The organism is Haematobacter massiliensis, assembly GCF_000740795.1.
GTDB classification, from domain to species: domain Bacteria; phylum Pseudomonadota; class Alphaproteobacteria; order Rhodobacterales; family Rhodobacteraceae; genus Haematobacter; species Haematobacter massiliensis.
This window is the reverse complement of the sequence record NZ_JGYG01000007.1, coordinates 62320-87072: the sequence shown is the minus strand read 5'-3', so window position 1 is coordinate 87072 and position 24753 is coordinate 62320. Positions and strand designations below refer to the sequence as shown.

22 protein-coding genes are annotated in these 24753 nt (G+C 62.3%); 9 read left to right on the top strand and 13 right to left on the bottom strand.

Annotation, left to right across the window (positions count from 1 at the left end; genetic code table 11):
- Nucleotides 1-14: 14 nt before the first annotated feature.
- The 6 genes from CN97_RS11520 to mnmH all read right to left on the bottom strand — a co-directional run bounded on the left by CN97_RS11520 (nt 15) and on the right by mnmH (nt 6891).
- Nucleotides 15-983 carry a YVTN family beta-propeller repeat protein gene (locus CN97_RS11520; protein WP_407059733.1) on the bottom strand — a complete coding sequence of 323 codons (969 nt, stop codon included), beginning with the start codon at nt 981-983 and terminating at the stop codon, nt 15-17.
- Nucleotides 984-993: 10 nt separating this feature from the next.
- Nucleotides 994-2202 (bottom strand): ABC transporter substrate-binding protein, encoded by a 1209-nt coding sequence (locus CN97_RS11515; RefSeq protein WP_051911183.1) that lies wholly within the window; start codon nt 2200-2202, stop codon nt 994-996.
- Between the two features lie 124 nt (nt 2203-2326).
- A complete protein-coding gene (locus CN97_RS11510) occupies nt 2327-3151 on the bottom strand; it encodes a substrate-binding domain-containing protein (protein ID WP_035711499.1) in 825 nt (274 codons plus the stop codon).
- On the bottom strand, nt 3151-3672 hold the full coding sequence (locus CN97_RS11505; protein WP_035711496.1) for a c-type cytochrome, methanol metabolism-related: 522 nt from the start codon (nt 3670-3672) through the stop codon (nt 3151-3153). Before CN97_RS11505 ends, CN97_RS11510 begins: the two co-directional genes overlap by 1 nt.
- Nucleotides 3673-3823: 151 nt before the next feature.
- Nucleotides 3824-5626 carry a methanol/ethanol family PQQ-dependent dehydrogenase gene (locus CN97_RS11500; RefSeq protein ID WP_035711493.1) on the bottom strand — a complete coding sequence of 601 codons (1803 nt, stop codon included), beginning with the start codon at nt 5624-5626 and terminating at the stop codon, nt 3824-3826.
- Nucleotides 5627-5832: 206 nt separating this feature from the next.
- On the bottom strand, nt 5833-6891 hold the full coding sequence (gene mnmH, locus CN97_RS11495; protein ID WP_035711490.1) for a tRNA 2-selenouridine(34) synthase MnmH: 1059 nt from the start codon (nt 6889-6891) through the stop codon (nt 5833-5835).
- Nucleotides 6892-6970: 79 nt separating this feature from the next.
- Here mnmH and CN97_RS11490 point away from each other — a divergent pair, with 79 nt between their 5' ends.
- The 6 genes from CN97_RS11490 to arcC all read left to right on the top strand — a co-directional run bounded on the left by CN97_RS11490 (nt 6971) and on the right by arcC (nt 14431).
- Entirely contained in the window at nt 6971-8119 is a 1149-nt protein-coding gene (locus CN97_RS11490) for a succinylglutamate desuccinylase/aspartoacylase family protein (RefSeq protein WP_211253686.1), read from the top strand.
- A 256-nt stretch (nt 8120-8375) separates the two neighbouring features.
- Nucleotides 8376-9809 (top strand): YfcC family protein, encoded by a 1434-nt coding sequence (locus CN97_RS11485; RefSeq protein ID WP_248700090.1) that lies wholly within the window; start codon nt 8376-8378, stop codon nt 9807-9809.
- Nucleotides 9810-9814: 5 nt separating this feature from the next.
- Nucleotides 9815-11191 (top strand): amino acid permease, encoded by a 1377-nt coding sequence (locus CN97_RS11480; RefSeq protein ID WP_211253685.1) that lies wholly within the window; start codon nt 9815-9817, stop codon nt 11189-11191.
- Between the two features lie 3 nt (nt 11192-11194).
- Complete coding sequence (gene arcA, locus CN97_RS11475) at nt 11195-12421, top strand: arginine deiminase (RefSeq protein WP_035711486.1); 1227 nt, start codon at nt 11195-11197, stop codon at nt 12419-12421.
- A 72-nt stretch (nt 12422-12493) separates the two neighbouring features.
- Entirely contained in the window at nt 12494-13495 is a 1002-nt protein-coding gene (locus tag CN97_RS11470; RefSeq protein ID WP_035711484.1) for an ornithine carbamoyltransferase, read from the top strand.
- A 3-nt stretch (nt 13496-13498) separates the two neighbouring features.
- Nucleotides 13499-14431 (top strand): carbamate kinase, encoded by a 933-nt coding sequence (gene arcC, locus CN97_RS11465; protein ID WP_035711481.1) that lies wholly within the window; start codon nt 13499-13501, stop codon nt 14429-14431.
- A gap of 81 nt (nt 14432-14512) precedes the next feature.
- On the opposite strand, the gene CN97_RS11460 is transcribed toward arcC, so the two are convergent.
- The 5 genes from CN97_RS11460 to pcaC are packed head-to-tail and all read right to left on the bottom strand — an operon-like array spanning nt 14513 to nt 18452.
- Nucleotides 14513-15826, bottom strand: coding sequence for a class-II fumarase/aspartase family protein (locus CN97_RS11460; protein ID WP_035711480.1), 1314 nt, complete (start codon nt 15824-15826; stop codon nt 14513-14515).
- 60 nt (nt 15827-15886) lie between these two features.
- Nucleotides 15887-16720, bottom strand: a complete 834-nt coding sequence (locus tag CN97_RS11455) for a BKACE family enzyme (RefSeq protein ID WP_035711477.1) — start codon at nt 16718-16720, stop codon at nt 15887-15889.
- A gap of 6 nt (nt 16721-16726) precedes the next feature.
- Complete coding sequence (pcaG, locus tag CN97_RS11450; protein WP_035711474.1) at nt 16727-17332, bottom strand: protocatechuate 3,4-dioxygenase subunit alpha; 606 nt, start codon at nt 17330-17332, stop codon at nt 16727-16729.
- Nucleotides 17332-18069 carry a protocatechuate 3,4-dioxygenase subunit beta gene (pcaH, locus tag CN97_RS11445; protein ID WP_035711473.1) on the bottom strand — a complete coding sequence of 246 codons (738 nt, stop codon included), beginning with the start codon at nt 18067-18069 and terminating at the stop codon, nt 17332-17334. Before pcaH ends, pcaG begins: the two co-directional genes overlap by 1 nt.
- The gene (gene pcaC / locus CN97_RS11440) at nt 18066-18452 is read right to left on the bottom strand and encodes a 4-carboxymuconolactone decarboxylase (protein WP_035711471.1); all 387 of its coding nucleotides are present in this window, start codon (nt 18450-18452) and stop codon (nt 18066-18068) included. The genes pcaH and pcaC overlap by 4 nt, the downstream gene beginning before the upstream one ends.
- Nucleotides 18453-18816: 364 nt before the next feature.
- Here pcaC and CN97_RS11435 point away from each other — a divergent pair, with 364 nt between their 5' ends.
- Nucleotides 18817-19743 carry a LysR substrate-binding domain-containing protein gene (locus CN97_RS11435; RefSeq protein ID WP_051911182.1) on the top strand — a complete coding sequence of 309 codons (927 nt, stop codon included), beginning with the start codon at nt 18817-18819 and terminating at the stop codon, nt 19741-19743.
- A gap of 59 nt (nt 19744-19802) precedes the next feature.
- Nucleotides 19803-20792, top strand: coding sequence for a serine hydrolase domain-containing protein (locus tag CN97_RS11430; protein WP_035711469.1), 990 nt, complete (start codon nt 19803-19805; stop codon nt 20790-20792).
- A 1-nt stretch (nt 20793) separates the two neighbouring features.
- On the opposite strand, the gene argE is transcribed toward CN97_RS11430, so the two are convergent.
- Entirely contained in the window at nt 20794-21963 is a 1170-nt protein-coding gene (gene argE / locus CN97_RS11425) for an acetylornithine deacetylase (protein ID WP_035711467.1), read from the bottom strand.
- Between the two features lie 2 nt (nt 21964-21965).
- Nucleotides 21966-22931, bottom strand: coding sequence for a LysR substrate-binding domain-containing protein (locus tag CN97_RS11420; RefSeq protein ID WP_051911181.1), 966 nt, complete (start codon nt 22929-22931; stop codon nt 21966-21968).
- A gap of 153 nt (nt 22932-23084) precedes the next feature.
- Here CN97_RS11420 and CN97_RS11415 point away from each other — a divergent pair, with 153 nt between their 5' ends.
- Entirely contained in the window at nt 23085-24695 is a 1611-nt protein-coding gene (locus CN97_RS11415; RefSeq protein ID WP_035711466.1) for an ABC transporter substrate-binding protein, read from the top strand.
- Nucleotides 24696-24753: the final 58 nt, after the last annotated feature.

The following is a 24753-nucleotide window of genomic DNA, read 5'->3' as shown; positions in this document are numbered from 1 at the left end:
AGCATCCTCCCCCTCTATTCCGATTTTACTGCCACGACGCCCCAGGGCTGCTCGCCCACCTGCACCGATTTCACCACCTTGCGGTTGGCGACATCTATGACCGAGATGTCGTTGGAATTGCCGTTCGTGCTGTAGAGCCATTTGTGGTCGGGTGAGAACCCGAGTTGCCAGACCCGTTGACCAACCAGCAGATAGTCCTCCACCTCCCAGGTCTCGCCATTCACCACAGCGACACGGTTGGCGGGGCCCAGAGCGACGAAGATGGTCTTGTCGTCGGGCGTGATGCGCAAACCGACGGGTTGCAGGGCTTCCGGCAGCACGCCCGGAACGTTGAAGGTGATCGTGTGGACAACCTCCGACTTCGCCGGATCAATGACGCTCACCGTGCCGCCGATCTCCGCAGTGACATAGAGCGTCGAGCCATCGGAATTGAATTGCGCGAAACGCGGACGACTGTCCACCAGCACGTTCTCATAAATCTCGAATGTCTCGGTGTTGATGAAATGCGCCATGTTGGTGGTTTCAGAGGTGTTGACCACCGTCTTGCCATCCGGCGATACGCCCATTCCCTCCGGCTCCACGCCGACGGGAACCTCGGCAAGCACTTGCCGTGTCTGGACATCCACCACGGTGACGATGTTGTCATCCTCGTTCGCGATGTAGAGCGGGTTGCCGGAGGGGTGCAGCACGAACAGCTCCGGGTCCGGCCCGGAGGGCAACGAGGGCAGTTCCTCATAGGTCGTGGCATCATAGACGCGCACCAGATCGTCGTCGGAAGCACAGACATAGATCACCTTGCCATCCGGACTGGCGGTGATGCCGCGAGGGCGCTGCATGCCGGTGATCGTATGGATGATCTCGAGGCTGTCGGCGTCGAGCACGGTAATCGAATTGCCTTTCTCGTTGGAGACGAAAACCTTGTCCGCGAAGGCCGGCCCTCCGGCGAGCGCGGCTGTACAGAGCATCAAGGCCAATCTTGTCATCATTCCCCCCTCAGCGTTTGCATTGCGTCTCTGGCCGGTCGATACCCAGCGTGTCGAGCTGGCTGACCTGATGCAGGAACTCTGCCTGCGGCGAGACTGTGGCGACGACCGGTCCCGCAACCAGCAGGATGGGCTGGCGCAACTGCCCGTCCCAGTCGCGGAAGGTGAGCTTCTGGCCCTTGAAGGCCGCAAGCTCCATCTTGCCGCTGGCGATGTAGTCGCGCAGCGTCGTGAAATCCTCGGACCTGGTGCGGGTCGCGGCTTCTCCGAGCGATCTCAGCGCCATCCAGACCTGGTAATCCTCCGGACGCGCAGGACGGTTGGAGATTTTCTCGAACCGGCTCTGGAACTGCATCCCGGCCCACGCCTCATGCGCGGGCGACCAGCTTTCCGGTTCAAGACCGGCGGACCCGGTCACCGGGCGCGGCTCCCAGGTGTGGTAGGGCAGGTAATCCGCGAAGTAGCCGCTGTGATCGGCGACGACGACCACGTCATGCTCCGCGGCGCGCTGAGTGAAGGCGGGCATCTCCTGCTGACCGGGCACCTGGCCGGAATCGGTCCGGCGCGCGCTACCGCGATCCTCATAGACGCGCTCCTCCACGATGCGTGCGCCGAATTTCTTCGCCGCGCGCTTGTAGGATTCGGCAAGCGCCTTGTCCTCCGGGTGGCTGCCTTCGATCAGAAACCAGCGCGTCCAGCGTTTCCATGCAAGAAACTGCGCCAGCGCGTCCGTCAGCATCGCATCCGAAGGCGCGGTATGAAGCAGGTTCGGGCGACAATCCGCACCGCGCAACCTGTCCCCCGTAGCCGAGGCGTTGATGACAAGAACACCCTCCCCGGCCGCGTCGGCCAGTTTTACGGTCATGTCCTCATCCGCTATGGTGACGATGAACTGAATACCCTCGGCGGCGAGCCGTTTCATCTCCGCCTCCGCCGTTTCCGGCGTGGCAACGACAGCCTCCATCGTATAGGTCTGCTTCATGAAGCTGCCGGTCGTCATGTTGTCGGAGGTGGCCAGCGCCGCCCCTGCCAGCCCCAGGTCCGCCGGCGGCAGGTCTAGGCGTGAAATCGGCAGCGGTTTTGGCGCATCGACACGGAGCACCGCCGCGCGATATTCGCTCTGCGCTACGGCCGATGTCGCGCACAGCAGGCTGACGCCCAGGCATACCGCCAGGCCGCGCGCAAGCGGCGCGGCATCTGTCCAACACTCAGGTTTCATCCCAAGTCCTCCCCGACGTCATCGGACAGCAAAGTACGGGATCGGCAAAGCGATTTTTCATGATAAGTAAATTATAAGAATGCCTTAGCGGGGGTTTCCATACTTTTGTATGATGACCTCACGCTCAGCCCGCCGGCTTCAGAGCCTTCCCGTAATCGTCCAGGATAGGCACTCCCGCATCCCTGAGGATCGCGTCGATATCGGACTGATTACGGCGAATGAGGCTGTTGAGTTCCCGCTTCCAGTTATCCTCTCCGGCACGAACGCCCATGGTGATCCGATAGAACAGCCGCGGCGGCCCCTCATCTTTCAGAAGGGGCGTAACCTTGAGCGTCGGATCACCTTTCGCGAGCGGACCTCCAATCGGCCCCCAGAGAACGGCGGCATCTGTCTTGCCACTCCTGACGTCTTCAAGCATCTGGCCTGCAGGGTTCTCGACCCGCCGGTCCACCATGAGCGCGTAGGGTTCGGCATCCTTCATCAGCCCGGCACGCGCGATATGGGTGGTGGCTGGGGCGCCCACCACCACGCCAATCCGATGCCCTTTCAGACGAGGGTCGGACAGGCTGTCGATCGCGGCGAGATCGCTGTCGGCCCGGGTGACGAGAACATGGGTGGAGGTATAATAGTGGTTGGTGTTGAGCACGAGGTCATCGCCCTGCGCAAAGCCGATCACCACATCGCACTTGCCAGCGCCGAGTGTGTTGCGCACGAATCCAGTGACCTGTGGAAACCACGTGTAATGCAGGGGAACACCAAGCCGCTCTGCGAGCAGCACCGCGATACGGTTCTCGAAGCCGGAACCATCCTCCACCGAGAGGGGCTTGTTGGCCGGATCGGCACAGACCCGGAAGCTGTCCCGGTCCACCAGATCAGCGACCTGAGCGCTCGCCGCTCCCGCGCTGAAGAACGCCGCGCAGAGCAGCCTGACTATCATGGCGCGGCTCATTACTGTTCCATGCAGGCCTTTTCGGCCTCCGCATAACCTTCGCTCTTCTCCTCACGCTTGGCGGGTCGGCCGCGTGGGATCGCCTCGGTACCCCGCGCGAGCAGGTATGTGTAGATGTCGTCGGCATAGCACATGACGTTCGGATTGGTGGCAAAGGCCGGCATCACCTGGTTTTCGGACGTACCTACCTTCTGCCGCCCGCTGGCTATGACGCCGATGAAGTCGTAATAATCCATCTTGATTGCGGAGTTCTTCAGCGCTGGCGCGTAGGTTGATCCCTCGCCATCCGGACCGTGGCAGACGTGGCATTCGGCATGGTACCGGCGATATCCCGAGAAGGTTGGCCAATCGACGACCCCGTTTTCCACTTTGAAGGTCGGGTTACCTTCAGCATTTCGATAGCGCGTGCCGTCAAACTCTGCGACGGCGGTGTCCGGTGCAGCCTGGGCGACAAGAGGCAGGCTGATGACGGACGCGACAAGAGTAGTGGCGAGCGCGAGGGGGCGCATTGCTGACAGCATGATCTCTCCTCCCAAAGAGCTGGGTCGAGGCTACCGCAGTGCCTTCCCCATCGGAATCAGACTTTAGTTTCGCTATGAAGTTTCGCCGCGAAACGGTCGTGAAAACGCCGCCGAAATCTATCGGCGGCGTTGACTGACGATTGTCAGCGTCCTAGTTCGGAACTTCGAATACGGTCAGCTGACCCCCAAGCACGGTGTAGTCGTGCAGCGCAGCATAGCCACCGACCGCACCCAGGCCTTCGTTGGCATTGGTCAGACCGGCCGCAAGACCGATGCCCGCCCAGCCCCCGACCCCGGAAAGCACGCCCACATACTGTTTGCCCGCGCTTTCATAGCTGAAGACGTTGCCGATGATGCCGGAGGGTGTTTTGAACTTGTAAAGCTCCTCTCCCGTCTTGGCGTCCACGGCCTTCAGGAAGCCCTCAAGCGTGCCGTAGAACACGACATCGCCCGCTGTCGCCAGCGCGCCGGACCAGACGGAGAACTGCTCGGGCAGCGACCAGACGATCTTGCCCTTCACCGCGTCCCAGGCGACGAAGTTACCCATGCCGCCATGGCTGTTCGGCGCGGGATACATCGACAGCGTTGCGCCGACGTAGGGCTGGCCCGCGGAATAGCTCACCCGGAAGGGCTCATAGTCCATGCAGACGTGGTTGGTCGGCACATAGAAGAGGCCGGTCTTGGGCGAATAGGCAGCAGGCTGCTGATCCTTGGTTCCGAGCGCGGCGGGGCAGATGCCGGTGGTGTTCACATCCTCGCCATTCTGAGAGGTGGAATATTCCGCAACGACGAGCGGGCGCCCGTAAGTCGCAGAATTCTTGTCCATATCCACCTTGGTCGCCCAGTTCACCGCGGGATCGTATTTCTCGGCCACGAGCAATTCGCCGCTGGCCCGATCCAGCGTATAGGCAAACCCGTTCCGGTCAAAGGTGACCAGCAGCTTGCGCATCTGGCCGTCAATCTCCTTGTCGACCAGCAGGTTCTCGTTCACCCCGTCATAGTCCCATTCATCATGCGGGGTCTTCTGGTAGAACCATTTCGCCATGCCCGTGTCGGGATCGCGCGCCATGATGGTCATCGACCATTTGTTGTCGCCGGGCCGCTGCGAGGGGTTCCAGGTGGAGGGGTTGCCGGTGCCGTAGTAGATCAGGTCGAGTTCGGGATCATAGGTCGTCCAGCCCCATGTGGTGCCGCCGCCGATCTTCCACTGATCACCCTCCCACGACTGAAGGGAACTGTCCTTGCCGATCGGTTTGCCCAGCACCATCGTCTTTTCCGGGTCCACGAGCATTTCCGCATCCGGGCCGGTCGAATAGGCCCGCCAGGCGAGCGAGCCGTCCTTGATGTTGTAGGCGGTCATGGAGCCGCGTACGCCAAACTCGCCGCCCGAGATGCCGGTCAGCACCTTGTCCTTGACTACGAGCACCGTCGCCGTGGAAGTCTCACCCTTGGAGGGGTCACCGTTCTTGACGCTCCACTTCACCTGTCCGGTCTTGGCGTCCAGGGCAACGAGCGTCGTATCCGCCTGATTGAGGAAGATTATTCCATCTGCGTAGGCCAGCCCGCGATACACCGTATCACAGCACATCACGCCGATCACGTCCGGGTTCTGCTCGGGACTGTAGCGCCAGAGGATCTTGCCCTCATTCTTCAGATCGAGCGCATAGACGATATTCGGGAAGGGCGTATGCACATACATCACATCGCCGATCACGAGGGGGGAGCCTTCATGGCCCCGCAGCACACCCGTGGAGAACATCCAGGAGACGCGCAAATCCTTGACGTTCGAAGCATTGATCTGATCCAGTTCGGAATACCGGATCCCGGCATAGTTGCCGAGCTGCGTTCCCCACTGTTTCGGATCCTTGGTGATCTGCATGAGCGAATCGTTAGCGAGCGCCGGCATCCCTGCGGATGCGAGCAACAAAGCCAGCCCTGCCAGTTTCATAGTCATCGCGACCTCCTCCCTTGAGTGCGATTCCGCTGACTGCCTGCTCTACCCGGGTGGGCATCCTCCGATCAGGCTTTCATCTTATGAAATTATTATAAAACTTACCCCGCAGCCAGAAGAATATCATTTCACCAGCTCCTCCCTAAGTATGACGATGACAAGATCCGGGTAGTTTCGCTAGGGCGCCGGTATTGCCCGCGCCAGCACCGTCATGAGCCTTCTGGGGTGGCAGCGGCGAGCGCGGCGATCCGGTCTGCCAAGGACACAATCGCTTCAGGTCCAAGGGCCTCAACGCGTACTTCCGTCACACCCTCACCCATGCGGGCGCGGTGACGGTTGTAGCGCGGATCGTAGTGGTGGAGCATCAGTTCAGCCGCCAGCTCCCGCCATGCGCCCCGTAAAACAAGCGCCTGCCAGTCTGCGAGCCGCGCTGCGGGGTGAAAAGGCCGGAGGCTTTCAACGATCGCGGCAAGCCTTCCCGGATCCGCCACCAGGTCCCCATAGGCGCGGATAAGATAGTCAGCACGCGCCGCCGGCGGGGCGGAGATGGCGATGCGTGGTGCAGCCTTCATCGCGCGCCAGAGGGTTGGAGGCAGAAGGCAATTTCCGATACGCGAACTCTCAGCCTCCACCACAACCGGCCTTGCAGGGTCCAGTGATGCGATGGCAACGGCCAGCCGCCCCTCGAATGCGCGCTGCGATGGCTGCGGACCATGCCCTCCGAAAAGCGAGCCACGGTGGTTGGCCATCCCCTCCAGATCGAGCACCTGCACTCCGCGTTGCCGCAGGAGGCCGAGCACTTCTGTCTTGGCCGAACCTGTATTGCCGTCGAGCAGGATGACCGGCGCAGGGAAGGCCCGCTCATGCAAGCAGGTGATGACATGTCGGCGCCACGCCTTGTAGCCGCCCTCCAGCCGTGCGACGCGCCAGCCGACTTCGGAAAGGATCAGGGAGATGGAACCCGACCGCTGCCCGCCCCGCCAGCAATAGATCAGCGGCCGCCAGCCGCCTGGCATCTCGAAGAGCGCTGTCTCCAAGTGATGGGCCGCATTGCGAGCCACCAGCGCAGCGCCGAGCTTTCGCGCGGTAAAGGGAGAAACCTGCTTGTACAAGGTGCCGACACGCGCGCGTTCCGCGTCGCTGAGGGCGGGCAGGTTGATGGCGCCGGGCAGATGATCTTCGGCATATTCCGAAGGGGAACGTACGTCGATGATCGTGTCGAAGGCCATCTCCGCCAGATCGGTCAGCGCGGTGAGGCGGAAAGTCATGGAAGCGTAATCCTCCGGGGCTGGACGGCGCGAGGCGGACCGTGCACAGAAACTCGACCGTCCAGGAGGAGAAAGACCTATGACGCATCCCATGCAAGCCCAAAACCCGCGTCGGGAGACGATCACGCTGCCCCCGCCCATGTCCGGCCCCGCGCGGGAGATCATCGTATTGCGTTTCGGCACGCCTGGAGCACGCCCCAAGGCCTACCTGCAGGCAGGGCTGCATGCGGATGAGTTTCCGGGGATGCTGGCATTGCATGATCTCGTCCCGCGGCTTGCGGAGGCTGAGAGCGAAGGACGGATCGCCGGCGAGATCGTCGTGGTACCGATCTGCAATCCGGTAGGGCTGTCGCAGGAGGTGCATGGTGCCCTGCGCGGGCGTTACGAAACGGCGGGAGGCGAGAACTTCAACCGCGGCTGGCCGGATCTGGCGGATGGTGTGGCGGAGCGCGTGGCGGGCCGGCTGGGTGAGGATGCCGACGCCAATGTCGCGATCATCCGGCAGGCGATGGGAGACCTCCTGTCCACGATGCCGCGGGAGACGGAGATCACGGCGCTGCGCCACGCCTTGATGACCCTCGCGCATGATGCGGATTACGTGCTTGATCTCCATGCCGACAGCGAGGCGGAAGTGCATCTTTATATCGGGACGCCACTGTGGCCGGATGCGGCGGATCTTGCCCGAGAGGTCGGTGCCCGGGCCGTGCTGCTGGAGGAGGTATCCGGCGGAAATCCGTTCGACGAGGCATGCTCCGGCCCGTGGTGGTCGCTCGCCCGCCGCTTTCCGGCATATCCCGTGCCCGCCGCGTGCCTTTCCACCACGGTTGAACTGCGCTCCAATAATCAGGTAGACGAGACGCTGGGCCGCAAGGATGCCGCGGCGCTTCTGTCGTTTCTCGTCCGGCGCGGGGTGGTACAGGGCGAGACAGGGCCGCTGCCCGAGCTGCTCTGCGATGCCACGCCGCTGGACGGGATGCAGCAGCTCACCGCTCCGGTCGCGGGCCTGATCCTCTACCGGGTAAAGCTCGGGGAGCAGGTACGTGAAGGTCAGGTCGTGGCCGAGATCGTGGACCCGCTCGGCGCTACCACCCCGGTGCTTGCTGTGACCAACGGTGTGCTCTTCGCACGGCTGGAACAGCGCTTTGCCTGGGAAGGCCGGATTATCGGCAAGATTGCGGGAGCCGATCCGCTCGCCTCCCGTGTTGGCACCACGCTCCTCCCGGCCTGACGGACAACCCCGGTTCTACAACTGGTAAACGCCCCTGCTTTCTGCGAGGGGCGTTTTTGCTTTGGCTGTAACAGTCAAGCTTTTTTACAACCGCTGGGGAACAATAAAATACATCTAGGTTTTGCAGTTTAATCTTGAAACCTCTGCAAGCGGCCCACGTGGAATAGCGCAATACAAGCGCGTGTAACCGTTGCAAGGCCACGCTGGCCTTGCGCGACCGGAAGTTTCCTCAATGCCACGGGCAGGGAGTTTTCGTGTGAAATTCAAGTTTCCGACCGCCTTCACCATTCTCTTTTGCCTCATCGTCGTTGTCGCGATCCTGACGTGGTTTGTCCCTGCAGGGGAATATACTCGCCAGATGAGCGAAGCGCTGGGGCAGGAAGTGCCGGTTCCAGGCACATACCATTCCGTGACCCAGAACCCTCAGGGGTGGTGGGATGTGCTCCTCGCTCCCATAGCCGGGTTCTATGACCCGGAGACGGGCATGGCACGCGCCATTGATGTGGCGCTTTTCGTTCTCATCATCGGCGGCTTCCTTGCCGTTATCACGCGGACAGGGGCCATCGACGCCGGGATCGGCGGCCTGATGAACGCCCTCAAGGGGAAGGAAGTCTGGCTTATCCCCATCCTGATGACCGCGTTTGCCCTTGGCGGCACGAGCTATGGGATGGCGGAGGAGAGCCTCGCCTTTTACGCCATCGTCATTCCAGTGATGCTGCGCGCAGGATACGACACACTTACCGGAGTGGCGGTGATCCTGCTGGGATGCGGCATCGGTACGCTGGGTTCGACCTTCAACGCCTTTGCCACTGTCATCGCCTCGAATGCGGCCGGTGTGCCCTTTACCGACGGGCTCGTCCTGCGCGTGGTGATACTGGTGCTCAGCCTGCTGTCCGGGATCCTCTATGTGATGCGCTACGCTCAGCGGGTAAAGAACGATCCCTCCAAGTCTATCGTCGCCGACCAGCGCGAGGACAACATCCAGCGCTTCCTGAAATCGGAAGATGGCAAGACGTCCGCGCTCCCCGAGTTCACGACGATGCGCGCTATCCTGCTGTCGCTCTTCGGGCTGACCTTCGTGATCATGCTGTGGGGTGTCATCAGCCAAGGCTGGTGGATGGCCGAAATGTCCGCGCTGTTCCTTGGCATGGCGATCCTGACCTGGCTGCTCGGCAAGTTCTCCCCGGAGACACGCTTCGACGAGGGCACCTTCGTCGAAACCTTCGTGAACGGGGCACGCGACCTGCTGGGCGTGGCGCTCATCATCGGCGTGGCGCGCGGTATCGTCGTGGTGATGGACGCCGGCAAGATCACCGATACGATCCTTCACTCTCTCGAAGGGCTCTTCAGCGGTCTGGGCCAGGTCATGTTCATCAACACCATCCTGGTGGTGGAGACGATCCTGTCCTTCCTCGTCCCGTCCTCCTCCGGTCTGGCAGTGCTCAGCATGCCGATCCTTGCACCGTTGGCAGACTTTGCCGGAGTGACACGAGACCTGGTGGTGACGGCCTATCAATCCGCCAATGGCTGGGTGAACCTCTTCAACCCGACCTTCGCCGTGGTGATGGGCGGTCTCGCAATCGGGCAGGTCTCCTATGACAGATGGCTGAAGTTCGTTTGGCCTCTGCTCGTGATTATCGCCATCATCGTCATGGCGGTGCTCAGCTTCGGCGCGCTTGGCGGGGTGTAATATCCGTGGCGAACAGTGCGTCGCACATCGGAACGGCGGGAGGACAGGAACCGGGTCTCGGTCTTGTTGCCTGCACGGCGCTTGTCGTGGGCAACATGATCGGGTCGGGCATCTTCCTCCTTCCCGCATCCCTCGCGCGGATCGGCCCCATTTCCCTTGTGGGTTGGGTGCTTACATCGCTCGGAGCTCTTATCCTTGCTCTGATCTTCGGACGTCTCTCGCGGCTCGTGACCAAGACGGGGGGGCCCTATGCTTACGCGGAAACAGCATTCGGCGAGTTCATGGGGTTTCTTATCGCCTGGGGCTACTGGATCGCGCTCTGGACCGGAAATGCCGGTGTTGCGGTCGCGTTGGCGGGCTATGTGGGCTTTCTGTTCCCGGCAGTGGCGGAAAGCACCACCTACAGCCTTGCCGTCGCACTGATCAGCATCTGGGTGCTCACGCTCATCAACATCCGGGGCGTGCAGGAGGCGGGCTTTGTCCAGATCGTCACCACGGTGCTGAAGCTGGTGCCGCTCGTCCTTATCGGGGTCGTCGGGCTGCTCTGGATCGACGGACGCAATTTCGAACCAGTCAACATCAGCAACCAATCCAACATCGCCGCGATATCATCGGCGGCTGCCTTGACACTTTGGGCCTATCTCGGGCTGGAATCCGCCACAGTTCCATCCGGAAATGTCCGTAATCCGGAGAAGACGATACCGCGGGCCACTGTCGCCGGCGTGCTCATCGCGGCTATCGTCTATATCTCGGTCACGACTGTCGCGATCGGCGTTATCCCGTCCAGCCAGCTCGCCGCATCGTCAGCACCCCTTGCCGACGTGGCCCATATGATGTGGGGGGTGACGGGGGGCCTGCTTGTTGCGATTGGAGCCGTCATCTCCTCCTTCGGGACATTGAACGGCTTTACCCTGCTCACCGGTCAGGTGCCTTACGGCGCCGCGCAAGACAGGGTTTTTCCCGCCGTATTCGGGGAATTGTCCCGCTTCGGCACGCCTGCCAACGCGCTGATACTTTCCAATTTCCTTGCGTCTGTGCTGGTCACGATCAACTTCGGGCACGGACTGGTAGACGCCTTCAACACGATCGTTCTGCTCGCCGTTATGTCAAGCCTGCTGCCCTACTGCGTCTGTTCGGTCGCGGAGGTCGCCATTCTCATCTCACGGGGTGAGTTGCGGGTGCGCAAATTGTTGAGTGCAACAATTCTTGGAGGTTTGGGGTTCCTGTACTCGATGTGGGCGCTCTACGGCTCGGGAGCACAGACCGTGTTCCTGGGTTTCCTTCTCCTGGTTGCGGGTATCCCTGTTCATATCGCCATACGCTGGCGCAATGCGCGGGTCGCCGCAATCACAACCGGATCGCAATTCCAAAAGGAGGTCTGATCCATGCAACTCGGTGTCTATTCCGAAATCGGCAAATTGAGGAAGGTGCTGGTCTCCCGCCCCTCCCTCGCCCACGAGCGGCTGACCCCAGGAAACGCCGCTGACCTTCTGTTCGACGATGTTATCTGGGTGTCGAAGGCGCGCGCCGACCATGCCGACTTCGTCCTGAAGATGAAATCTCGCGGCATCGAGGTCTATGACCTGCAGGACTTGCTAGCCGAGACTTTCGAGAAGGTACCGGAGTCGCGGGCCTTCGTGCTCGACCGGCGGATCAACGACAACTACGTCGGCCCGACGCTGGTGCCTATCCTCCGTCCATGGCTCGACTCGCTGGCGCCTGCTGCCCTCGCGCGGCATCTGATGGGGGGCATTGTCCGTGATGACCTGCCCAAGGAACTGGTCACACCGCTCATGACCGATATCCTGTCCTCCAGCGAGTTCCTCATTCGTCCGATCCCGAACGCACTTTTCCAGCGTGACCCTTCCTGCTGGGTCTATGGTGGCGTGACACTGAACCCGATGTACTGGCCGGCCCGGAAGCCGGAAACGCTTTATCAGCGTGTCGTTTACAAGTTCCATCCAATGTTCTCGGAAAACGAATTCGAGTTTTGGCTCGGCGATTCCGACGAGGATTGGGGCAATACCTCCATCGAGGGCGGCGATGTGATGGCCGTGGGTAACGGCGTCGTCCTGTGCGGAGTGAGCGAACGAACCAGCCGCCAGGGCGTCGACAAACTGGCACGTGCCCTTTTCGCCAAGGGAGCTGCAGAGAAGGTCATCGCCTGCGCGATGCCGAAATCACGATCGGCCATGCACCTCGACACGGTGTTCACTTGCGTCGACCATGACAAGGTTACGGCCTTTGGCGAGGTGATCGAGGAAATTCGGCCCTTCACTCTCGTTCCTCATGACAAGTGGGGAATTGAGATCATCGAAGAAAAGACCGACCTTCTTGAAACCTACAAGAAGGCTATGGGCCTGAACGATCTGCACACGATCTATACCGGCGGCAACGAGTTCCAGGCCGAGCGCGAGCAGTGGGACGACGGAAACAACGTCGTCGCGCTGGAGCCGGGTGTTGTCATCGGCTACGAGCGCAACACGCATACCAACACGCTTCTCCGCAAGGCCGGAATCGAGGTCATCACGATCAGCGGCAGCGAGCTTGGACGGGGCCGCGGCGGCGGTCACTGCATGACCTGCCCGATCCTGCGCGATCCCGCGTATTGAGCCGACAGCGCAAGGGGGTGCGGACGTGCCCCCTTACCCAGACGATTTCGACCAGTCACGAAGGAGTCCACCATGGGTCTCAATCTTCGCGGTCGCAGCTATCTGAAGATCGCCGACTTTTCCCAGCGCGAAATGCTCTATCTGCTTGACCTTGCGCGCGATCTGAAACGGGCGAAATATTCCCATTCGGAACAACCTTCGCTGTCGGGCAAGAACATCTGTCTGATCTTCGAAAAGACCTCTACCCGCACACGTTGTGCCTTTGAAGTGGCGGCTCATGATCAGGGAGCGCATATCACCTATCTCGATCCGTCGGGCAGCCAGATCGGCCACAAGGAATCCATGAAGGATACTGCGCGTGTGCTTGGCCGGATGTTCGATGCCATCGAATTCCGGGGTTCCGGACAGGGCATGGTGGAAGAGCTGGCGGAATACTCCGGTGTTCCGGTTTACAACGGGCTGACAGACGACTGGCACCCGACCCAGATGCTTGCCGACTTCCTCACCATGACGGAATACGCCGACAAGCCACGCCAACAAATCAAGTATGCGTTCGTCGGCGACGCGCGTAACAACATGGGCAATTCGCTTCTCATGCTGGGCGCCATCATGGGTTGCGACGTGCGCATCATCGCGCCGAAGAGTCTCTGGAACCATGACGACGTCGTCGAGATGGCAAAGAAGCGTGCCGAGGAAACCGGTGCCAGAATCACGATCACCGACAATATCGACGAAGGCGTGAAGGGGGTGGACTTCGTCCATACGGATGTATGGGTGTCGATGGGCGAAGCGGCGGAGGTCTGGGGGGAGCGGATCAAGCTGCTGAGCCCCTATCAAGTCAACAAGGAGATGCTGCTCAAGACCGGCAACCCCAACGTCAAGTTCATGCATTGCCTGCCCGCCTTTCACAACACCGATACAAAAGTCGGCAAGCAGATCTTTGATCAGTTCGGTATCTCCGAAATGGAGGTGACAGACGAGGTGTTCGAAAGCCACCAGAACATCGCCTTTGAGCAGGCCGAGAACCGGATGCACACGATCAAGGCGATTCTGGTCGCCACGCTGGCGGGGTGATCCATGGGAACCGTCGTCATTGCCCTCGGTGGTAACGCCCTGCTCAAGCGGGGCGAGCCGATGACCGAGGAGAACCAGCGTCGGAACGCACGGCTGGCGGCCGAGGCTCTTGCCCCGCTCTGCCTTGAGCACGATGCAGTCGTCACCCATGGCAACGGGCCGCAGGTCGGGCTGCTCGCCCTGCAGCAGGAAGGGTCCGACACGCCCGCAACGCTGGACGTTCTGGGCGCGCAGACTGAGGGCGCGATCGGTTACATGATCGAACAGGAGCTGGGCAATGTGCTGCCTTTCGAGCAGCCCATCGCAACCATCCTGACGATGACCGAGGTCGATCTTGCCGACCCTGCATTCAAGAACCCGACCAAGTTCATCGGCAAGGTCTATTCGGAGGAGGAAGCCAAGGCGGAGGCGGCAGCTAAGGGCTGGGTCGTCAAGCAGGACGGCAAATACTGGCGCCGCGTTGTCGCTTCGCCGGAGCCGAAGCGCATCTTTCAGCTCCATCCCATCCAATGGCTGCTGGAAAAGGGCACGACCGTGGTGGCCGCGGGCGGCGGCGGTATTCCCACCGCATATGATCCCAATAGCGAACGGCAGCTCATCGGGGTGGAATGCGTCATCGACAAGGACAACGCCTCCTCCCTGCTGGCGCGGGATCTGAAGGCCGATTTCTTCGTAGTCGCCACCGATGCAGACGCTGTCTATCTGGACTGGGGCAAACCGGAGCAGAAGGCGATCCGCTCCGCAACGCCTGACGGGATGGATGCCTACGATTTCCCCGCTGGCTCCATGGGACCAAAGGTGAAGGCCGCGCAGGACTTTGCCCGCGCCACCGGCAACCGGGCGGTGATCTGTTCGCTCGCCGACATTCCACAGGCAGTCAAGGGCGAGAAAGGCACCACGATCTTCGAAGGTGCAGGCGAGACGGCATTCTATTGAGCCTCGTTCCGGGCGGGTGGTCCTGCCCGGAACGCCTTCACACTGGCGCCTTTCCGAAGAGCGGTATTTTGCCGTGCGCCGTTAGTTTCGTACGAGCTCAGCAAAGGCTCTTGCTTCTGCCGGAGCAGTGCCAAGGCCACCGGCCGCGCTGAGATCGAGATCTGGAAAATCTCGCGCGACGAGCTGGCCCAGGGCGACATGCGTCTGCTGGGCCTCCTTGCACAGCGCCTTGATCTTGGCCTGCGCGTCTGGCCGCGGAATATGACGAGCCAGGGCAAAGGTATAGGCTTCGGCATGAATAAGACCGGTGCCGTCATCCACACCACGCGCCATGGACTTGGGGTCAGGACTGATCGCCCCCGCGATGTCTCCTGCCAGTGCGAGCGCCCGACCGGTTGAAACGCAAATCTGCGGCAGCGTGAGCCATTCCACGAACCAGGCCGCGCCATCACGCTGTTGCCGATGTAGACCCGCCCCCTCCAAGGCTGCGGCGAGCGCACCGATCTGCCGCGCCAGGGCAACCAGCACGGATGGGCCAACGGGGTTCTGCTTTTGCGGCATCGTGGAGGAGCCCCCCGCGCCCGCGATACGGATCTCACCGATCCCAGATTGGGCCATCAGAACGAGATCATCGCCCATCTTCCCGAGGCTGGCGGCAAGCCCCGCCATCCAACCGGCGAAAGCGCCGATCCGATCACGCTCCGAATGCCAGGAAGCCCCCGGATCACTGAGACCGAGGGCAGTCGCCAAACCGGCTCGGACCTCCGGCCCCTCCGGTCCCATGGCGGACAACGTACCCGCCGCACCCCCTAGCGAAACCGTGGCGAGACCTGCCGATACTTCATGAAGTCGATGCCGGTGCCGCAGGATCGGCCGCCCCCAACCTGCCACGACAGAGCCGAAGCTGGTCGGTGTCGCAACCTGGCCATAGGTTCGGGCGGCCATGGGAAGATCCGCGTACTCGCTTGCCATGCCGCCCAGTGCCTTCAGGAGCGACCCAAGACGTGCATCCCAGATTTCCACCACACGCCGGAGCCGCAGTGCAAGGCCGGTATCAATGATATCCTGGCTCGTCGCGCCCCAGTGAAGATATTGCGCATGCTCCGGCGCGGCCATCGCCTTGCGGAACGCAGAGACCAGAGCGGGGACCGGCACCGCGTTGACTGCCGTCTCCGCCGCCAGCGCGGCCGGGTCGATGAGTACTTCCCGGCTGGATCTGTCGATGAAGGCAGCGGCGGTTTCCGGGATGATCCCAAGCTCGCCCTGCACACGGGCAAGCGCCCCTTCCACCAGCAACATGGCACGGATCTCGGCACTGTCGGTGAAGAAGGCTGCGGTTTCATCGTCTCCGAAAAGCCCGCGGTAGAGGGCGCTATCGGCAGGGGCGGCAGGCATGATCGTTCTTTCTTCTGGTCATGGGCGGGAGAAAGCGCATGGTCGCGCCGCGCGCAAGCCTTAGCCGGGCATAGGCAGGCGAAGAATCTCGCGCGCCTGCTGCCAGGTGGCGACAGGACGCTCATATCGCTCGCAGAGTTCCACCGCGCGCCGCACCAGCGCCGCATTCGATGGCGCAAGCGTTTCCCGGTCGATCCGCACATTATCCTCCATCCCGGTTCGGGTATGACCTCCCTTGCGAATGGCCCATTCGTTCAGGACGATCTGCTGCGGGCCGATCCCGGCCGCGCACCAGGAAGCATCAGGGGCAAGCCGCTGAAGCGTCTCTATATAGAAGTCGAGAATGCGTTCATCGGCGGGCATCGCATTCTTCACACCCATGACGAACTGCACATAGAGCGGTCCTTTCAGACGCGCGTCTGCCTGCATGCGCGTCGCCTGAATAATATGGCTCAGATCAAAAGCTTCTATCTCTGGCTTGATGTCATACATGAGCATCTCTCCCGCCAACCAGTCCACTAGATCGGGCGGGTTCTCATATACCCGGGTGGGAAAGTTGTTCGAGCCGACGGACAGAGAGGCCATGTCTGGCCGCAGTGGGAGCATTCCACCGCGGGCCTGCCCCGCACCGCTTCTTCCACCCGTTGAAAACTGAATGATGAGGCCGGGGCAATGGGTTTCTAGCCCCTCCTTCAACCGCGCGAACCGCTCCGGGTCCGAGGTCGGAAGCCCGTCGTCGTCACGCACGTGGCAATGGGCAATGCTGGCCCCCGCCTCGAACGCTTGCTGGGTCGATTCGATCTGCTCGGATAGCGAGATCGGGACCGCCGGGTTGTTCGCCTTGGTCGGCAGAGATCCGGTGATGGCAACGCAGATGATGCAGGGGCCGGCCATTTTACCTCACATGTCGAAGAAGACGGTCTCGTTCTCGCCTTGCAGGATGATGTCGAAGCGGTACTCGCCCTCACCGGTCTTCCTGGCGATAAGGGTGTTCACCCGCTCCCGGAACTCGATCCGCTGGAGCACCGGGCAGGAGTCATTGTCCTCTCCCTCAAAGTAGATGCGGGTCTGCAGGCCCAGGTTGATCCCGCGCGCCACCACCCAGAGCGCGATGTGCGGTGCCATCAGCCGGCCATCCGGGAAGGGAACGCGACCCGGCTTGATGGTCTTCAGCGTCCACTCACCGCTGTCGAAATCCGCGATGATCCGCGCCCAGCCGGAGACATTGGGATCCGCAGCACCACGCGGATCATTGCCGGGGTAGATACCCGAGGCATCCGCCTGCCAGCTTTCGATGAGCGCATCGCGCAGGATCATCCCCGCCCCATCCCGCACGGTGCCGGTGATGGTGATCTGTTCGCCCTTTGCGCCGTCGCTGATCGGGCTTTCCCCGAGATCAACCGGATAGATGCCGGGAATGCCGAGTTTGTTCGGTGTAAGTCCGATATGAACATAGGGCCCAGCGGTCTGAGAGGTCGTTTCCTTCAGATAGTCGAGTTCCTGCATCACAGGCCCTCCTTCCGGTTTTCGAAGAAGCTCTGACGGCGGCCGCGAAGCACGACATCGAACTTGTAGGCAAGGCAATCCATCGGGATCGCGCGGTTCATGTCAAGCGGCGCAACCAGCACGTCGATTGCCTTCTGCTGGCCGATGGTTTTCACGATGGGACACCGCTGGATCAGCGGATCGCCCTCGAAATACATCTGCGTAATAAGCCGCTGGCCAAAGCCCGACCCAAAGATCGACAGGTGGATATGCATGGGGCGCCAGTCATTGACCCGGTTGGGCCAGGGATAGGCCCCCGGACGCACCGTCAGGAATTCGTAGGAGCCATCGGGACGCGTGATCGTGCGCCCGCACCCGCCGAAGTTCGGGTCGAGCGGCGCGGCGTAGCTGTCCTTCTTGTGGCGGTAGCGACCGCCCGCGTTGGCCTGCCAGATCTCCACCAGAACGCTCGGCACACCGCGTCCGTTCTCATCCATAACCTTGCCGTGGACGATGATCCGCTCGCCGATCGCCGGATCGCCCGTAAAGTTGAGGATCAGGTTGTTGTCCAGATCGCCCAGCATGGATTGCCCGAACGCCGGTCCCGTCTCCTCCGAAAGGGTGGAGCCCAGGGCGACCAGGGGCCGGAACGGCGCACGGGTCATCGAGGTCTTGTAGCCCGGTGTATAGGCTGGCGGATGCCAGTCACGATCCCGGAAATAAAGCGGTCCGCGGTCAATGGTATTGCTGAGGGTCATCGCGCTGCCTCCATCTCTGCGAATGTCTCCTTGGCTATCTTGATGGCGTGATTGGCGCGCGGCACACCGGCATAGATCGCCACGTGCAGAAGCGCCTCCATCACGTCCTCCCGGCTCGCGCCGGTATTGGCGGTGGCACGGATATGCATGGCAAGCTCATGGTCGTTCCCCAGCCCGGCGAGGAGCGCGATCGTCAGCATCGACCGCTCGCGGAGCGAGATCGTGTCGCGCGACCAGACCCGGCCCCATGCGGCATCGGTGATGAGTTCCTGAAACGGCTGATCCAGCGGGCTCTTGGCGGCCTCCGCCCGATCCACATGCGCATCGCCAAGAACGCGGCGGCGGGTCGCCATCCCCTGCTCAACAATATCCGTCACTGGCATGTCCTTTTCGCAAACAGCATCAATACATCTTCGTAAGCACATCTATATGCTACGTATTATATTCTCTCGCGACCTTCATGGGAGGCCGTGCTCCGGCACCCCAGTGCCTGCGAGGAGACCGGGAGATGTCGTGTCCTTCTCCCGCGCATATCGACACTTGGGCAGCCCTGCCCGACGTGCTGTTTCCCTGATGCCCTTGGCTTGCAGATAAGCGAATTGGCAGAAACCACAGTCGGCCTGGAAGCCGCACCGTCCGCGCAGCAGCCCATCGCCCGAAGGGACGCGTCAGAACTTGCATGATCTCCTCCACATTCCCATAATCTGCCACAATAGAAAACCGAGGGATAATGCAAAAACTGCGCGCATGGATAACTCAGAGAGCATACATCCGGCGGTAAAGCTCCGACACATCCGGACCTTCCTGGATATTGCGAGCGAGGGGAACCTTTCGGCCGTCGCGCGGCGGCAGGGCATCACCCAACCCGCTCTGTCACGGACGTTGGCCGAACTGGAGACGCTTCTTGGGCAGCCGCTGTTTCTGCGTCAGGGGCGGCGGCTCGTGCTGACGGAGGGGGGCGCCCTGTTTCGTCGGCATGCGACGGCGTCCCTCCAATCGCTGGAGGCGGGCGCTGCCGCTCTTCGGCCGCGCGCAGGGGGCACGTTGCGGGTCGGAGTTCTTCCGACGGTGGCAAGCTGGTTCTTCCCCCGCGTCGCGCTCCGCTTTCGCGAGATCCGACCGGAGATGGTGTTGGCGGTGGAGACGGGTCCGCATTTCCATCTGATGCGGCAGCTGCGGGAGGGCGGTATCGACCTGATGATCGGCCGGCTACCGGAGGCGCGTGACATGGCCGGGCTGAGCTTCGAGCATCTGTATGAAGAGGATATCGTCCTGGCCGCACGGCACGATCATCCCCTGCTCCACCTTCCGCCCGCCGAAGCACTGGCGCGATCACCGCTCATCCTGCCGCCCGTCACAGCGATCATCCGGCGACCGGTGGACGATTATCTGGCGTCGCTTGGGCTGCCCAATCTGCGGCCAGCATTGGAAACCGTCTCCCTCGCCATCGGGCGCGCCGTTTGCCGGAGGTCCGATGCCTTGTGGTTCATCTCCCGCGGTGTCATCGCGGAAGAACTCGACCGGAGAGAGATGGTTCTGCTGCCTGTGAGAGCACGCTATCTTGCCGGAGCGGTGGGCACCACGCGGCGTCAGACGCATGACGCACCGGGGCTGGAAACGCTGGAGGAAATCGCTCGCGACATCGCCCGCACGGTGCCCACAGGCGGCGATTGACGCATCACTTCGGGGTGAATGTCCGGGACGCGGCGCCGCAACAGTTTAAATGGGAGCGGATGGATCGCCGCCTTTTCCTTGGTCTCGCCGCCGCGACACCCCTGTTCCCCCTCGCAGCTCAGGCTTGCGTCGCCCTTGAGCCATTGGTGGAAGAGGCAGAGAACCTTCAGCCGCTCGAAACCCTGCTCGTAGCACGAGGTGGGACGGTCATCGCAGCGCGGGGATATCGCGGCCATTCGCCCGACCGGCCAAAGAATATCAAATCGGCATCAAAATCGGTAATCTCCGCCATGGTCGGGATGGCGATCGAGCGCGGGCTTCTGGAGGGCGTTGACCAGCGGGTCGCGCCCCTTCTCCGCGCCGATCTTCCACGCGACCCTGATCCCCTGATGGAGGAGATCACCATCGGGCATCTCCTTTCCATGCAGGCAGGGTTGGGGCGGACATCAGGGCCGAACTATGGTCGCTGGGTGTCCAGCAGCAACTGGGTCCGCTCGGCGCTCGCCATGCCGTTCGAAGCGCGGCCGGGGGAAGGGATGCTCTACTCCACAGGCTCCACCCATCTGCTGTCCGCCATCCTCACGCGGGCGGGCGGACGGTCGAGCCTGTCCCTCGCGCGGGACTGGTTCGGGCCGCTCGAAGGCTTTGCCATTACCGGTTGGGACCGTGATCCGCAGGGCATCTACCTCGGCGGCAACCAGATGGCGATGACACCACGTTCGCTGCTGTCCTTCGGCGAGCTCTATCGGCGGGATGGTGTGACCGCGGCGGGCGACCGCCTGCTCCCTGCCCGCTGGATCGCCGAATCCTGGACGCCGCGCGCACGCTCACGCTTCAACGGCGATGGTTATGGCTACGGCTGGTTCCTCCGCCGCATTGGCGGGGAGGATGTTCGTTATGGCTGGGGCTATGGCGGCCAGATGGTCTATGTCGTGCCGGAGCGGGAGATGACCGTCGTGATGACGTCGGATGATAGCGCCCCTTCTGCACGGACCGGGCACAGGAGCGATCTCCACGACCTTCTCGCCCGCATCCTTGCCGCATGTTAGGTCAGGCCGCCTGCTTCGCCCGGCTCCAGTCGATCAGCCGCTCCATGAACCGGTCGCAAAGCTGAAGCTGCGCTTCACTGATGTATTCGTCGGGCTTGTGTGCATCGCCGATGGAACCCGGCCCGCAGATGATCGTCGGCACGCCCAGCGTCTCGGAAAAGCGCCCGCCCTCCGTGCCATAGGCGACGCTGGACGTTCCATTGGCCGCGGCAAGCGACAGACCGCGCGCCGTCGCCACCGACTCTGCCGGGGTGGCAAGACCCGGGAAGGCGGCATAGACATCCAGCTCAATCCCTGTCTCCGGCGCGAGGGCCTTCATCTCCGCATCCAGTACGCCGATATAATCACTGAGCTCTGCGACGAGCGCATCCGGGTCTTCGCCCGGCAGCACGCGGAATTCACCGAGGATAACGGCTTCATCCGGCACGATATTCAGAGCCGTTCCCCCATTGAACATGCCGACATGCGCGGTGGAATGGGGCACGTCGTAGGCCGGGTCCTGCCTGCCGGACGCGGCGAGCCGCCCGGCGATCTCCTTCATCTTCGCGACGATCAGGGCGCCGTATTCCACCGCATTCACCCCATCAGGGGCGAGCGATGAATGGCAGGACCGGCCGCGGATGGTGATCCGCATGGAACGCTTTGCCTTATGGCCGACCACGAGCGACATCATCGTCGGCTCTCCCACCACGCAGAAATCGGGCTTCACACGCTGCACTGACAGCCAGTCGATCAGCCCGATCACACCGATGCATCCCACCTCCTCATCATAGGAAAAGGCAAGATGGATCGGCCGGGCGAGCGGGGCTGCAAGCATCTTGGGTACCGCCGCCAGCGCGCAAGCCAGAAACCCCTTCATGTCACAGGTGCCGCGCGCGTAAAGGTTCCCCCCGCGCGGCGTGAGGGTAAAGGGGTCGCTTGTCCACTCCTGCCCCGTGACGGGCACGGTATCGGTATGGCCGGAGAGGATCGTTCCCGGCACGTCCGCGGGCCCGATCGTCGCCCAGAGGTTCGCTTTCTGGCCGGTCGCGTCGAAGATGCGGTGGCTCTCGATGCCGAGCGCCGCAAGATAATCCGCGACATAGTCGATCAGCGGCAGGTTCGAGTTACAGCTCGTCGTGTCGAAGGCGACAAGACGGGACAGAACCTCCGCACTGGTCGGGGTGGACATGGTCATCTCCTTTGGGTGAGCGCGCCAGGGCTGAAGCGATCGACGAGCTCGGTATGCACCATTTCAATGAAATCGGCGGCGGCAGGGCTGATCGGCTGACTGGCTGGCGTGAGAAACGAGGTGCGATAGGACACCGCGGGTGTGAAAGGCCGGATCACCACCCCAGGGGAGAGGCGGTGGGCGATCGGAAAGGGGTTCAGCAGCGCAATCCCCAGCCCCTCCGCGACGAATTCGGCGGCAGAGACGGCTGTCGCGGTCTCCACGACAATGCTGGGCGTGACGCCCGCCCGCTCCAGCACCCTGTCGATGGCGATGCGGCCCGAATGGCGGCGGGTCAGCGCAACGAAAGGCTCTCCTATCAGATCGGCCGGTTCGATGACGTCCTTCGCCGCCAGCCGGTGGCGGGACGGCAGCGCACAAACCGCCTCGCTCGCCAACACGACCTCTGTTCGGACAGCCGGGTGTGACGGCACCGTATCCGTAAGCGCGACTTCATAGCGCCCCTCTGCCACTCCGGTGATGAGCGCGTCAGAGGCGACGACCTCGAACGTCACCTCCAGATCCGGGTTCATCTTGATGAAACGGGCAACGCGGGAGGGCAGGAAGCGGTGCGCGATGGTCGGAGGAGCCGCAACCACCATCCGCCCCGCATGCCCGCGACCCTTTTGCCGCGGCGCCTCCGGGCGGGAAATACGTTCCAATGCGGCAAAGATCGGTCCCAGCTCCTCGTTTATGATGAGACAGTCGGTCGTCGGCACGAGCCTGCCCCCGGACCGGTCGAAGAGGGTCCGTCCCAACGCCTCCTCGAGCTGGGCCAGAGCTCGGCTGATCGCGGGTTGGGTAAGGCCCAGTCTGCGGGCAGCCGTCGTCGCGGTCCCCGCCTCCACCAGAGCGCGGAGCACTTCCAGTTCCCGAAGGGTGAGGTTGAACCGGCGCTCCCCCCCACGTTCATCATCCGACGCGCTCATCCGCTAACCTATAACCATTTTGCATGATTTATGGACTTGGATATTTCCATAACTCATACTAGGCTGAACGCCAAGGGGCATGGTCCGGCTTTTGCCTGGGCAATGCTGCTTCACCAAGAAACAGACAAAACGACCACTAACAGGGTGATTACCATGCAAGCGACCTGGCGAACCCTCGCCTTAGCCACGCTCTTTTCGTCCACCGCGCTCGTTTCGGCGGTCTCGGCGCAGAACCTTCGCATCGGTCTCGCATCCGAGCCGACATCGATGGATCCGCAGTTCCACAACCTCGCCACGAATACGCAGGTGCGGCTGAGCATCTTTGAATCGCTGATCGATCAGGATGCGTTGCAGGCTCTGCAACCCAAGCTCGCCACCGAATGGGAGGCGCTGGACGAGACGACCTGGCGGTTCCGTCTGCGTGACGATGTCACCTTCCACAACGGCACCCCCTTTACCGCGCGTGACGTGATCTACAGCGTCTGCCGGATCCCGATGGTGGAAAACTCGCCCTCCTCCTTCTCCATCTACACGAAATCCGTGGCGGGCATGGAGGCGGAGGATGATCACACCGTCATCATCCGCACGGACGGCCCCAACCCGCTCCTGCCCGTGGAAAGCTCGACCTGGGCGATCATGTCGGCGGACGCCAGCGGCGCCACGGACGATTTCGCCTTCAAGAAGGGCGGTTGTGAGGGAATGGGAGAGGTGCCGCAGCAGGCAGCCTTCAACTCCCCGGCGCTCGTGGTGGGCACCGGTCCCTACAAGCTCAAGGAATTCACGCGCGGGTCGCAGATCGTGCTGACGCGGGCGGAGGATTACTGGGGCGACAAGTCCGAATGGGAGACGATCACGCTCCGCCCGATCAGCAGCGCCGGGCCGCGCGTCGCAGCTCTTCTGGCGGGTGACGTCGACCTGATCGAAGCCCCGCCGGTGCAAGATCTGCCGCGCATAAAGAATGCGGGTTTCAACGTGGTCGATGCACTTTCCAACCGCGTGATCTATATCGCGCTGTTTCAGGATGGTGCGCACAAGGGTATCGCGGGAACCGACGGCAAGAACCCGCTGGAAGACCCCCGTGTGCGGCAGGCTATGTCCCTCGCCATCAACCGCGAAGCAATCGTCGACCGGATCATGAGCGGCTACGCCACCCCCGCGGGTGAGCTTCTGCCGCCCCCGATGTTCGGCACCTCCGGTCGTCCGGCCGATGGTTACGACCCCGAGAAGGCCAAGCAGCTGATGTCGGAGGCCGGCTACCCTGACGGCTTCGAACTGACGCTCGGGACACCGAACGACCGGTATATCAACGACGAGCAGGTCGCCCAGGCAGTGGCGCAGATGCTGACCCGGATCGGCATCCGCACCAAGGTTGACGCAACGACGGCGAGCCAGTTCTTCTCCCGCCGGAATGCACTCGACTATCCGGCCTTCCTGGCGGGATGGGGCGCGGCATCGGGCGAGATGTCCTCTCCGCTGAAATCGCTGGTCGCCACATACAACCCCGATGCGGGACTGGGCGTGACCAACGCCGGGCGCTACTCCAACCCCGAGATGGATGCCCTGCTTGAAAAGGCGATGGTCACGATCGACGACGATGAACGCTCCAACCTGCTCCAGCAGGCAGAGACCATCGTTCTGAACGAGCATGGCATTCTGCCGCTTCACTACGAGCGCTCGGCCTGGGCGATGTCGCCCAAGGTGAACTATGAGCCGCGCGTCGATCAGTACACGCTTGCGCACACCGTGACGCAGGCCACCGACTGACGACCGCGTGACGCGTCGGGCCAATCCGGCCCGACGCCTTGCCCGAACGCCAGAGTTC

Bases quoted from the DNA above. Each gene is read 5' to 3' on its own strand.
- CN97_RS11470 (WP_035711484.1), top strand. From the start codon at position 12,494: ATGGGTCTCAATCTTCGCGGTCGCAGCTATCTGAAGATCGCCGACTTT.
- CN97_RS11455 (WP_035711477.1), bottom strand. From the start codon at position 16,720: ATGGCCGGCCCCTGCATCATCTGCGTTGCCATCACCGGATCTCTGCCG.
- CN97_RS11490 (WP_211253686.1), top strand. From the start codon at position 6,971: ATGACGCATCCCATGCAAGCCCAAAACCCGCGTCGGGAGACGATCACG.
- CN97_RS11435 (WP_051911182.1), top strand. From the start codon at position 18,817: ATGGATAACTCAGAGAGCATACATCCGGCGGTAAAGCTCCGACACATC.
- CN97_RS11510 (WP_035711499.1), bottom strand. From the start codon at position 3,151: ATGAGCCGCGCCATGATAGTCAGGCTGCTCTGCGCGGCGTTCTTCAGC.
- arcA (WP_035711486.1), top strand. From the start codon at position 11,195: ATGCAACTCGGTGTCTATTCCGAAATCGGCAAATTGAGGAAGGTGCTG.
- CN97_RS11505 (WP_035711496.1), bottom strand. From the start codon at position 3,672: ATGCTGTCAGCAATGCGCCCCCTCGCGCTCGCCACTACTCTTGTCGCG.
- pcaC (WP_035711471.1), bottom strand. From the start codon at position 18,452: ATGCCAGTGACGGATATTGTTGAGCAGGGGATGGCGACCCGCCGCCGC.
- CN97_RS11520 (WP_407059733.1), bottom strand. From the start codon at position 983: ATGACAAGATTGGCCTTGATGCTCTGTACAGCCGCGCTCGCCGGAGGG.
- CN97_RS11515 (WP_051911183.1), bottom strand. From the start codon at position 2,202: ATGAAACCTGAGTGTTGGACAGATGCCGCGCCGCTTGCGCGCGGCCTG.
- argE (WP_035711467.1), bottom strand. From the start codon at position 21,963: ATGTCCACCCCGACCAGTGCGGAGGTTCTGTCCCGTCTTGTCGCCTTC.
- pcaG (WP_035711474.1), bottom strand. From the start codon at position 17,332: ATGCAGGAACTCGACTATCTGAAGGAAACGACCTCTCAGACCGCTGGG.
- CN97_RS11430 (WP_035711469.1), top strand. From the start codon at position 19,803: ATGGATCGCCGCCTTTTCCTTGGTCTCGCCGCCGCGACACCCCTGTTC.
- CN97_RS11420 (WP_051911181.1), bottom strand. From the start codon at position 22,931: ATGAGCGCGTCGGATGATGAACGTGGGGGGGAGCGCCGGTTCAACCTC.
- CN97_RS11460 (WP_035711480.1), bottom strand. From the start codon at position 15,826: ATGCCTGCCGCCCCTGCCGATAGCGCCCTCTACCGCGGGCTTTTCGGA.
- pcaH (WP_035711473.1), bottom strand. From the start codon at position 18,069: ATGACCCTCAGCAATACCATTGACCGCGGACCGCTTTATTTCCGGGAT.
- CN97_RS11500 (WP_035711493.1), bottom strand. From the start codon at position 5,626: ATGACTATGAAACTGGCAGGGCTGGCTTTGTTGCTCGCATCCGCAGGG.
- mnmH (WP_035711490.1), bottom strand. From the start codon at position 6,891: ATGACTTTCCGCCTCACCGCGCTGACCGATCTGGCGGAGATGGCCTTC.
- arcC (WP_035711481.1), top strand. From the start codon at position 13,499: ATGGGAACCGTCGTCATTGCCCTCGGTGGTAACGCCCTGCTCAAGCGG.
- CN97_RS11415 (WP_035711466.1), top strand. From the start codon at position 23,085: ATGCAAGCGACCTGGCGAACCCTCGCCTTAGCCACGCTCTTTTCGTCC.